The sequence below is a fragment of the Paracoccus solventivorans genome, assembly GCF_900142875.1.
Lineage (GTDB): Bacteria > Pseudomonadota > Alphaproteobacteria > Rhodobacterales > Rhodobacteraceae > Paracoccus > Paracoccus solventivorans.
Map to the genome: position 1 here is coordinate 178,615 of NZ_FRCK01000007.1, position 9,522 is coordinate 188,136.

Sequence of the window (9,522 nt, forward strand, 5' to 3'; positions counted from 1 at the left end):
ATCCTTACTTCTTCTTGCCTTCCTTGCGGAAGACCTGCTCGCCCTTGTAGCGGATGCCCTTGCCCTTGTAGGGCTCGGGCTTGCGCCACTCGCGGATGTTCGCCGCGACCTGGCCGACGACCTGCTGGTCGATGCCTTCGACCACGATCTCGGTCTGCTTGGGCGCGTTGACGGTCACGCCCTCGGGCGCCTCGAAGTTCACGTCATGCGTATAGCCGACCGACAGCTTGAGGGTCTTGCCCTGCATCGCCGCACGGTAGCCGACGCCCTGGATCTCCAGCTCTTTCTTGAAGCCCTGGCTGACCCCGGTGACGAGATTCGCGACCATCGACCGCGACATCCCCCATTGCTGGCGGGCGCGCTTGGACAGACCGCGCGGCTTGACGCTGACGGCGCCGTTTTCCAGCACCAGATCCACGTCGTCGGTCGCGGTGAAGCTGCGCGTGCCCTTGGGGCCCTTGACCGAAATGGTCTGGCCCTTGATTTCGGCCGTCACGCCCTGGGGCAGTTCGACCGGTCTTTTACCAATCCGAGACATCCTGCCCTCCTTAGAACACCGTGCAGAGGACTTCGCCGCCAACATTGGCGCTGCGAGCCGCTGCATCCGACATCACCCCGCGGGGCGTCGACACGATCGAGACGCCCAGCCCGTTGCGGACCTGCGGCAGCTCTTTCGCGCCGGCGTAAACGCGGCGGCCGGGTTTGGACACCCGGGCCAGTTCGCGGATCACCGGGGCGCCCTCGAAATACTTGAGGCTGATTTCCAGTTCGGTGTGACCGGCCTCGGTCTTCACCTCTTCATAGCCGCGGATGTAGCCCTCGGCCTTCAGCACGTCCAGGACCCAGGCGCGCAGCTTGCTCGCCGGGGTGCGGACGGTGGATTTCCCGCGCAGCTGAGCGTTGCGGATGCGGGTCAGCATATCGCCGAGCGGATCGTTCATCGACATCTTTCCTGCCCCCTTACCAGCTCGATTTCACCAGGCCGGGGATCTGGCCGAACGAGCCCAGCTCGCGCAGCATGATCCGCGACAGTTTCAGCTTGCGATAATACGCCCGCGGACGGCCGGTCAGTTCGCAGCGGTTGTTCAGCCGGGTCGGCGACGAGTTGCGCGGCAGCTCGGCCAGCTTCAGCGTGGCCTTGAAGCGCTCTTCCATCGGCTTCGACTGGTCGTTGATGACTTCGTTCAGAGCAGCGCGCTTGGCGGCATACTGGGCCACCAGACGCTCGCGCTTCTTCTGACGTTCGATCATGGATTTCTTTGCCATATCGTTCTTCCTCGCGCGATCAGCTGTTGAACGGCATGTTGAACTGCTTCAGCAGCGCCTTTGCCTCGGCGTCGGTCGCGGCGGTGGTGCAGATGATGATGTCCATCCCCAGCACCTCGTCGACCTTGTCGAATTCGATCTCGGGGAACACGATCTGTTCCTTGAGACCCATGGCATAGTTGCCGCGGCCGTCGAACGACGTGCCCTTGACGCCGCGGAAGTCGCGGACGCGGGGCAGCGCGATGTTGATCAGGCGGTCCAGGAATTCGTACATCCGGTCGCCACGCAGCGTGACCTTGGCACCAAGGGGCATCTCCTCGCGCAGGCGGAAGCCGGCGACGGATTTCTTGGCCTTGGTGATCACGGCCTTCTGGCCGGCGATCAGCGACAGCTCTTCGGCGCCCTGGCGGACCTTTTTCGTGTCCTTGACCGCTTCGCCAATGCCCATGTTCAGGACGATCTTGTCCAGACGCGGGATCATCATGTCGTTCTTGTAGCCGAACTCTTCCTTGAGCGCGGCCCGGATGCGGTCACGATATTCCGCCTTGAGGCGCGGGGTGTATTTCGCGGCGTCCAGCATCAGATCACGTCTCCGGTGGTCTTGGCGAAACGGACCTTCTGGTCGCCTTCCATGCGGAAGCCGACGCGGGTCGGTTTGCCGTTCTTGTCCAGCAGCGCCAGATTCGACAGGTGGATCGGCATGTTCTTGGGGATGCGGCCGCCCTGGCTGGTCTGCGACTGGCGGGTGTGGCGCAGCGCGACGTTCACGCCATCCACGATCGCCTTGTCGTCCTTGGGCATGACCTGCAGGATCCGCCCCTGCTTGCCCTTGTCCTTGCCGGTCAGCACGACGACGGTATCGCCCTTTTTCAGCTTCGCAGCCATCACAGCACCTCCGGCGCCAGCGAGATGATCTTCATGAAGTTCTTGGCGCGCAGCTCGCGCACGACCGGCCCGAAGATACGGGTCCCGACCGGCTCGCCCTGGTTGTTCAGGATCACTGCGGCGTTCGAATCGAAGCGGATCGAGGTTCCGTCCTCGCGCTTCACTTCCTTGGCGGTGCGCACGACGACGGCCTTGCGGACGTCGCCCTTCTTCACGCGGCCGCGCGGAATCGCCTCTTTCACCGACACCACGATGATGTCGCCGACGGAGGCGTAGCGGCGGTGCGAGCCGCCGAGAACCTTGATGCACTGCACCCGGCGAGCGCCGGAGTTGTCAGCGACATCCAGATTGGTCTGCATCTGGATCATGGTTTGCTCCCGACCTATGGGGACCGGTTGCAGGCCCGGCCCCAGGGTTTCGATATGTCACGGACGGACCGGATGGCCCGCCGCGGTTGGCGTTCAGGCCTCGACGGCCTGAGACGCGCTGTCGTCGGTCAGGACGGTCCAGCGCTTGGTCTTGGAAATCGGCGCGCATTCGATGATGCGGACGGTGTCGCCGACCTTGAAATGGTTTTCCGCGTCATGCGCCCGGTATTTCTTGGTCGAGCGGACGATCTTGTTCAGCAGCGGATGCTTGAAGCGGCGCTCGACCAGAACCGTGACGGTCTGGGCGTTCTTGTCGCTGGTCACCTTGCCTTGCAGGATGCGTTTGGGCATGGGTCCGGCTCCTTACTGCGACGCCGCGGCATCGGCCGCTTTCTGGTTCATGACGGTCAGCACACGGGCCACGTCCTTGCGGACCGAGCGCATGCGCGCGGTCGATTCGAGCTGGCCGGTGGCCTGCTGGAAGCGCAGGTTGAACGCTTCCTTCTTCAGCGCGACCAGCTGCTCGCGCAGCTGCTCGGGGGTCTTGTCTCTCAGTTCCTGCGCTTTCATGCGCCTTTTCCTTTCAACATCACCGGAGGGCCCCAGCACCCTGGGCCACCCTGATTCCCGGTGGAGTTCGAGATGAAGGCCTGCCCATACGCGGGATTTCCCCGGCTGGCAAGTGGAATAAGCGCGCGCCAGCAGAGAGCAACTTTTCTATTGACAAGAGCTACTATTTCCACTATTGATACTATCACCAATGAAACCAGAAGACGAAGTGCAATGAGGGTGGGACCTGCCATGTCAACAAGAACCATAGAAATTGACTTTGATGTTCACAAACGAATTGAGGTGGAGCGGCTAAGCTTTGACGAGACGCCCAACGCAGTGCTGCGAAGGTTACTCAATTTAGGCAAGTCCGCTGCCGCGGATGCGGGATCGGAGGTGGCGCTAGGAAAACCGTGGCGGGCTAAGGGGGTGGAACTCCCTGACGGGACTGAACTGCGAATGGAATATAATGGAGTGTCTCATTCCGGGCGCATCAGGGACGGCGCGTGGCATGTCGAGGGTAATATATCGTTCAGCCCTTCCGATGCCGCTCGCGCGGTAGCAAGAACCCGCGACGGCAAGACTCCCTCCCTCAACGGCTGGGTTTACTGGCATTCAAGGGCGCCCGGAGCCAAGGAGTGGACGCCTATCGCCGATCTGCGAAAATGAGAAAAAAGCCCCGCCAGGCCGGCGGGGCTTTCCTTATTCCGTAGGGTGCGTGCGTTGCACGCACCACCCTTACCAGTCTTCGCGATGCACGATGCGGGTCAGCACCGGCAGCTTCATCGCGCCAAGGCGCAGCGCCTCGCGGGCGATCTCGTCGTCGACGCCGTCGATCTCGAACATGATGCGGCCGGGATGGACGCGGGCGGCCCAGAAGTCGACCGAGCCCTTGCCCTTACCCATCCGCACTTCGGTCGGCTTGCCCGACACCGGCACGTCCGGGAAGATCCGGATCCAGACCCGGCCCTGACGCTTCATGTGCCGGGTGATCGCGCGGCGGGCCGCTTCGATCTGGCGGGCGGTGACGCGCTCGGGTTCGGTCGCCTTGAGACCGTAAGAGCCGAAGTTCAGGTTGAACCCGCCCTTCGCCTCGCCGTGGATCCGGCCCTTGTGCTGTTTGCGGAACTTGGTCCGTTTCGGTTGCAGCATTCCTGTTTACTCCTCAGCGCGCGTCGCGGTCGCGGCGCGGGCCGCGGGGGGACGGGCCTTCCTGCGCCTCGGCGGCCTTGCGGTCGTGGGCCTGCGGGTCGTGCTCCATGATCTCGCCTTTGAAGATCCAGACCTTGACGCCGATGATCCCGTAGGGGGTCGAGGCTTCCGACAGCGCATAGTCGATGTCGGCCCGCAGCGTGTGCAGCGGCACCCGGCCTTCGCGATACCATTCGGTCCGCGCGATCTCGGCACCGCCCAGGCGGCCGCCGACGTTCACCCGGATCCCCAGCGCGCCCATGCGCATGGCGTTCTGCACCGCGCGCTTCATGGCGCGGCGGAACGACACCCGGCGCTCAAGCTGCTGGGCGATCGATTCGGCCACCAGCTGCGCGTCCAGCTCCGGCTTGCGGACCTCGACGATGTTCAGGTGCAGTTCCGAATCGGTGAAGTTCGCCAGCTTCTTGCGCAGCGTCTCGATGTCGGCGCCCTTGCGGCCGATGATGACGCCCGGGCGGGCGGCATGGATCGTCACGCGGCACTTCTTGTGCGGACGCTCGATGATGACGCGGCTGACGCCGGCCTGCTTGGCATCCTTGTGGATGAACTCGCGGATCTTGAGATCCTCGAGCAGCAGGTTGCCATAGTCCTTGCTGTCGGCGAACCAGCGGCTGTCCCAGGTGCGGTTGACCTGCAGGCGCATCCCGATGGGGTTGACCTTCTGACCCATTACGCGAGCTCCTCGGCAGCGGCGGCTTGATTGGTGGCGGCGTCGCGCTTGTGCGACTTGGCGGCCTTCTTGGCAGCCTCGGCCTCGGCGTCGATCTCGCGCACCTTGATGGTGATTTCCGAGAACGGCTTCAGGATTTTGCCGAACCGGCCGCGGGCGCGCGGACGGCCCCGCTTCATCACCATGTTCTTGCCGACCCACGCCTCGGCGACGACCAGCTGGTCGACGTCCAGGTTGTGGTTGTTCTCGGCGTTGGCGATCGCCGACTGCAGGCATTTCTTGACGTCGCCCGCAATGCGGCGCTTCGAGAAGGTCAGGTCGGCGAGCGCCTTTTCCACCTTCTTGCCGCGGATCATGGCGGCGACCAGATTCAGCTTCTGCGGCGAGGTGCGCAGCATGCGGGTCTTGGCCATCGCCTCGTTATCCGCCACGCGGCGCGGATTCTGTTCCTTACCCATGACGGTTTACTTCCTTTTCGCTTTCTTGTCGGCCGCGTGACCGTAATAGGTCCGCGTCGGCGAGTATTCACCGAACTTCTGGCCGATCATTTCCTCGGTCACGTTGACCGGGATATGCTTGTGCCCGTTGTAGACGCCAAAGGTCAGGCCGACGAACTGCGGCAGGATGGTCGAACGACGCGACCAGATCTTGATGACGTCCGAACGCCCCGATTCGCGCGCCTTCTCGGCCTTGCGCAGCACATAGGCGTCGACGAACGGGCCTTTCCAAACTGAACGTGCCATGGATCAGCGCCCCTTCTTCTTGGCGTGGCGCGACCGCAGGATGTACTTGTCGGTCGACTTGTTGGAACGGGTGCGCTTGCCCTTGGTGGGCTTGCCCCACGGGGTGACCGGGTGGCGGCCGCCCGAGGTCCGGCCCTCACCACCGCCATGCGGGTGGTCGATCGGGTTCATCGCGACGCCGCGGACGGTCGGGCGCACGCCCAGGTGCCGCATCCGGCCGGCCTTGCCGAAGTTCTGGTTCGAGTGGTCGGGGTTCGACACCGCGCCGATGGTCGCCATGCATTCCTGGCGCACCAGACGCAGCTCGCCCGAGGACAGGCGGATCTGCGCATAGCCGCCGTCGCGGCCCACGAACTGCGCATAGGTGCCGGCCGAGCGCGCCAGCTGGCCGCCCTTGCCGGGCTTCAGCTCGACGTTGTGGACGATGGTGCCGATCGGCATCCCCGAGAACGGCATCGCGTTGCCCGGCTTGATGTCGGCCTTTTGCGAGGCGACGACCTTGTCGCCCACGGCCAGACGCTGCGGCGCGATGATATAGGCCTGCTCGCCGTCGTCATAGCGCAGCAGCGCGATGAAGGCGGTGCGGTTGGGATCGTATTCGATCCGCTCGACCGTCGCCGGGACGTCCAGCTTGTTGCGGCGGAAATCGACGATGCGGTAGAGCCGCTTGGCGCCGCCGCCCTTGTGCCACATGGTGATCCGCCCGGTATTGTTCCGGCCACCCGACTTGCTCAACCCGACGGTCAGCATCTTGACGGGGCGGCCTTTCCAAAGCTCCGAACGGTCGATCAGCACCAGCCCTCGCTGGCCAGGCGTCGTCGGCTTGTACGACTTGAGTGCCATGGTTCCTGTCTTCCGTTTGCCTTGGACCAAAGGTCCGTTTCAGTCCGAACTGCGGCCCCCGGACGAACCGGGGGCCGCATCTGCAATCACAGCCCGGTGTTCACGTCGATGCTGTTGCCAGCCTCGAGCATCACATAGGCTTTCTTGACGTCGCTGCGCACGCCGGGGCGGCCGCGGAAACGCTTGGTCTTGCCCTTGGTCACGACGGTGTTGACCGCCTTGACCTTGACGTTGAACAGCGCCTCGACCGCGTCCTTGATCTGCGGCTTGCTGGCCGATTTCGCCACTTCAAAGGTCACCGCATTGGCCAGTTCCCCGGCCATGGTCGCCTTTTCGGTGATGACCGGCTTGACGATCACGTCGTAGTGTTCGGGTTTCGCGCTCATCTCATGCACCTTTGCCCAGACGGGCTTCGAGGGCCTCGACGCCCGCGCGCGTGATCACCAGCGTGTCGCGGCGCAGGATGTCGTAGACGTTGGCGCCCATCGAGGGCAGGACGTCCACGCCTTGCAGGTTGCGGGCGGCGCGGGCGAAATTCTCGTTCACATCGGTGCCGTCGATGACCAGGACGCGCTTCCAGCCCTGTTCCTTGACCGCCTTAGCGACGGCCGCGGTCTTGGCTTCGGCCAGGTCCAGGCTGTCCACGATCACCAGCTTGCCGCGGGCGGCCTTGGCCGACAGCGCGTGCTTCAGCCCCAGCGCCCGGACCTTTTTCGGCAGGTCGAACGCGTGGCTGCGCGGCGTCGGGCCGGCATAGACGCCACCCTTGCGGAAGATCGAGGCCTTGCGCGACCCGTGGCGAGCGCCGCCGGTGCCCTTCTGGCGATAGATCTTCTTGGTCGAGTAGCTGACTTCGGACTTGGTCAGCACCGAATGGGTGCCGGCCTGTGCCTTGGCGCGCTGCCAGCGCACCACCCGGTGCAGGATGTCCGCGCGCGGCTCCAGCCCGAAGATGTCGTCGGACAGCTCGATGTCCCCGGCCTTGCCCGAGGAAAGCGAAATCACGTCGAGTTTCATTTGCTCTCGTCTCCCTCAGAGGCAGCGGCCTCGCCCTCGGCGGCGGTCGACGCCTGGGCCTCGGCCAGCGCAGCCTCCTGGGCGGCAGCTTCGGCCTCGGCCGCGGCCAGACGCGCGGCTTCTTCCTCGGCAGCAGCCTGGGCGGCGGCTTCCTCGGCCAGGCGCTTGGCCTCACGCTCGGCCGAACGCAGCGCGGCGGGGAAGATGGTGCTTTCCGCGACCGGCTTCTTCACGGCGTCCTTGATCGTGACCCAGCCGCCCTTGGAACCGGGGACCGAACCCTTGACCATGATCAGCCCGCGGTCGGCGTCGGTACGCACGACCTGCAGGTTCTGGGTGGTGACCCGCGCCGCGCCCATGTGGCCGGCCATCTTCTTGCCCTTGAACACCTTGCCGGGGTCCTGGCACTGGCCGGTCGAACCGTGCGAGCGGTGGCTGATCGACACGCCGTGCGAGGCGCGCAGGCCGCCGAAGTTGTGCCGCTTCATCGCACCGGCAAAGCCCTTGCCGATCGAGGTGCCGGCGATGTCGACGAATTGACCCGCAAAGTAATGCGCGGCGATGATTTCCTCGCCCACATCCACCAGGTTCTCTTCCGACACGCGGAACTCGACGATCTTGCGCTTGGGCGCCACGTTCGCTTTCGCGAAATGGCCGCGCATCGGCGCGCTGACGTTCTTGGGCTTCGCGTCGCCGGCGCCCAGCTGCAGCGCGACATAGCCGTCGGTTTCGTTGGTGCGCTGCGCGACGACCTGAAGGTTGTCCAGCTGCAGCACGGTCACGGGCACCTGGCGGCCGTCCTCGAGGAACAGCCGGGTCATGCCCAGTTTCTTGGCGATAACACCAGTCCGCATGATGGCCCCCTTACACCTTGATCTCGACATCCACGCCGGCGGCGAGGTCGAGCTTCATCAGGGCGTCAACGGTCTGGGGCGTGGGGTCCACGATGTCCAGCAGCCGCTTGTGGGTGCGAATCTCCCACTGGTCGCGCGACTTCTTGTCGATATGCGGGCCGCGCAGGACGGTGAACTTTTCGATCTTGTTCGGCAGCGGGATCGGGCCGCGCACCTGCGCGCCGGTCCGCTTGGCGGTGTTGACGATCTCGGCGGTGCTGGAATCGAGCACGCGATAGTCGAACGCCTTGAGCCGGATACGGATGGTCTGGCTTTGCATCAAGCATCCCTCGGATGGGGATTTCAGTCGAGAGGCTGACAGCGCACCACGCGAAGCCAGCGTCGGACCCTAAACAGAAAAACTGCAAGGCCGCCCCCATAGCGGGCGGCCTGCGCAGATGCAACCGATTCGAGTGCGTGTGGGCGGAACCGGCGGCGATGGCGGCTTATGGCGGTTGGCGGGACGCAAGTCAAGGGTCGCGGGCGGTTCCCGGAGGCACGCCCGCAACGGGGGCCAGCCCCCGCACCCCGGGATATTTGGGCAAGATGAAAGGCAGGGCCGTGCCGGGTCTGGCGCGCGCCCCGGCGTGGATCGGCGGGTCGGAGCGCGGTGGTCAGCGGCCGGGCCGCGGTGCGGGTGCGGTGGTACGTCGGTGGGACGGTGGGGTGAGAGGGTGATGCAGTGATGCAGTGATGCAGTGATGCAGTGATGCAGTGATGCAGTGATGGGGGTAACCGCGGCTCAGACGCGGATGCAAGAAAAAGCCCGCCCCGTTTCGGGGGCGGGCCTGTGTCGCGATATCGTCGGGGCGCGTGGGGCGCCCCTCGGATCACTCGATGATCTTCGACACCACGCCGGCGCCGACGGTGCGGCCGCCTTCGCGGATGGCGAAGCGCAGTTTTTCTTCCATCGCGATCGGGGCGATCAGCTCGACCTCGAACTTCAGGTTGTCGCCCGGCATCACCATTTCGGTGCCCTCGGGCAGCTTCACCGTCCCGGTCACGTCGGTGGTGCGGAAGTAGAACTGCGGCCGGTAGTTGGCGAAGAACGGGGTGTGGCGGCCGCCCTCTTCCTT

The 9,522-nt window shown here is 64.8% G+C and carries 17 protein-coding genes and 1 pseudogene; all 18 read right to left on the minus strand.

Going from position 1 to position 9,522, the window contains the following annotated elements:
* Positions 1-4 precede the first annotated feature (4 nt).
* Complete coding sequence (gene rplF / locus BUB57_RS11840; protein ID WP_073067223.1) at positions 5-538, minus strand: 50S ribosomal protein L6; 534 nt, start codon at positions 536-538, stop codon at positions 5-7.
* Between the two features lie 10 nt (positions 539-548).
* Entirely contained in the window at positions 549-947 is a 399-nt protein-coding gene (gene rpsH, locus BUB57_RS11845; RefSeq protein ID WP_143159713.1) for a 30S ribosomal protein S8, read from the minus strand.
* Between the two features lie 13 nt (positions 948-960).
* A complete protein-coding gene (gene rpsN / locus BUB57_RS11850; RefSeq protein WP_073067226.1) occupies positions 961-1,266 on the minus strand; it encodes a 30S ribosomal protein S14 in 306 nt (101 codons plus the stop codon).
* Between the two features lie 19 nt (positions 1,267-1,285).
* Positions 1,286-1,846: a 50S ribosomal protein L5 gene (rplE, locus tag BUB57_RS11855; RefSeq protein WP_073067228.1), complete on the minus strand. Its 561-nt coding sequence runs from the start codon at positions 1,844-1,846 to the stop codon at positions 1,286-1,288.
* Complete coding sequence (rplX, locus tag BUB57_RS11860; protein ID WP_073067230.1) at positions 1,846-2,151, minus strand: 50S ribosomal protein L24; 306 nt, start codon at positions 2,149-2,151, stop codon at positions 1,846-1,848. Before rplX ends, rplE begins: the two co-directional genes overlap by 1 nt.
* Positions 2,151-2,519 (minus strand): 50S ribosomal protein L14, encoded by a 369-nt coding sequence (gene rplN / locus BUB57_RS11865; RefSeq protein ID WP_073067232.1) that lies wholly within the window; start codon positions 2,517-2,519, stop codon positions 2,151-2,153. The genes rplX and rplN overlap by 1 nt, the downstream gene beginning before the upstream one ends.
* Before the next feature lie 93 nt (positions 2,520-2,612).
* The gene (gene rpsQ / locus BUB57_RS11870) at positions 2,613-2,870 is read right to left on the minus strand and encodes a 30S ribosomal protein S17 (protein WP_073067234.1); all 258 of its coding nucleotides are present in this window, start codon (positions 2,868-2,870) and stop codon (positions 2,613-2,615) included.
* Positions 2,871-2,882: 12 nt separating this feature from the next.
* Positions 2,883-3,089: a 50S ribosomal protein L29 gene (gene rpmC / locus BUB57_RS11875; protein ID WP_073067236.1), complete on the minus strand. Its 207-nt coding sequence runs from the start codon at positions 3,087-3,089 to the stop codon at positions 2,883-2,885.
* Positions 3,090-3,806: 717 nt separating this feature from the next.
* The gene (gene rplP, locus BUB57_RS11880) at positions 3,807-4,220 is read right to left on the minus strand and encodes a 50S ribosomal protein L16 (protein WP_073067238.1); all 414 of its coding nucleotides are present in this window, start codon (positions 4,218-4,220) and stop codon (positions 3,807-3,809) included.
* 13 nt (positions 4,221-4,233) lie between these two features.
* Positions 4,234-4,950, minus strand: coding sequence for a 30S ribosomal protein S3 (gene rpsC, locus BUB57_RS11885; protein WP_073067240.1), 717 nt, complete (start codon positions 4,948-4,950; stop codon positions 4,234-4,236).
* Positions 4,951-5,030: 80 nt separating this feature from the next.
* A pseudogene (gene rplV, locus BUB57_RS11890) lies at positions 5,031-5,408 on the minus strand (50S ribosomal protein L22); the annotation flags it as partial.
* 6 nt (positions 5,409-5,414) lie between these two features.
* Complete coding sequence (gene rpsS / locus BUB57_RS11895) at positions 5,415-5,693, minus strand: 30S ribosomal protein S19 (RefSeq protein ID WP_073067242.1); 279 nt, start codon at positions 5,691-5,693, stop codon at positions 5,415-5,417.
* Between the two features lie 3 nt (positions 5,694-5,696).
* Complete coding sequence (rplB, locus tag BUB57_RS11900) at positions 5,697-6,536, minus strand: 50S ribosomal protein L2 (RefSeq protein ID WP_073067244.1); 840 nt, start codon at positions 6,534-6,536, stop codon at positions 5,697-5,699.
* An 86-nt stretch (positions 6,537-6,622) separates the two neighbouring features.
* Positions 6,623-6,922 carry a 50S ribosomal protein L23 gene (locus tag BUB57_RS11905; protein WP_073067246.1) on the minus strand — a complete coding sequence of 100 codons (300 nt, stop codon included), beginning with the start codon at positions 6,920-6,922 and terminating at the stop codon, positions 6,623-6,625.
* A 1-nt stretch (position 6,923) separates the two neighbouring features.
* Positions 6,924-7,553 carry a 50S ribosomal protein L4 gene (rplD, locus tag BUB57_RS11910; RefSeq protein WP_073067248.1) on the minus strand — a complete coding sequence of 210 codons (630 nt, stop codon included), beginning with the start codon at positions 7,551-7,553 and terminating at the stop codon, positions 6,924-6,926.
* Positions 7,550-8,410, minus strand: a complete 861-nt coding sequence (gene rplC, locus BUB57_RS11915) for a 50S ribosomal protein L3 (RefSeq protein ID WP_073067302.1) — start codon at positions 8,408-8,410, stop codon at positions 7,550-7,552. The genes rplD and rplC overlap by 4 nt, the downstream gene beginning before the upstream one ends.
* Before the next feature lie 7 nt (positions 8,411-8,417).
* Complete coding sequence (gene rpsJ / locus BUB57_RS11920) at positions 8,418-8,726, minus strand: 30S ribosomal protein S10 (protein ID WP_073067250.1); 309 nt, start codon at positions 8,724-8,726, stop codon at positions 8,418-8,420.
* A 550-nt stretch (positions 8,727-9,276) separates the two neighbouring features.
* Positions 9,277-9,522 (minus strand): EF-Tu C-terminal domain-related protein (locus BUB57_RS11925; protein WP_456319941.1); only part of this gene is annotated, 246 nt, incomplete at its 5' end.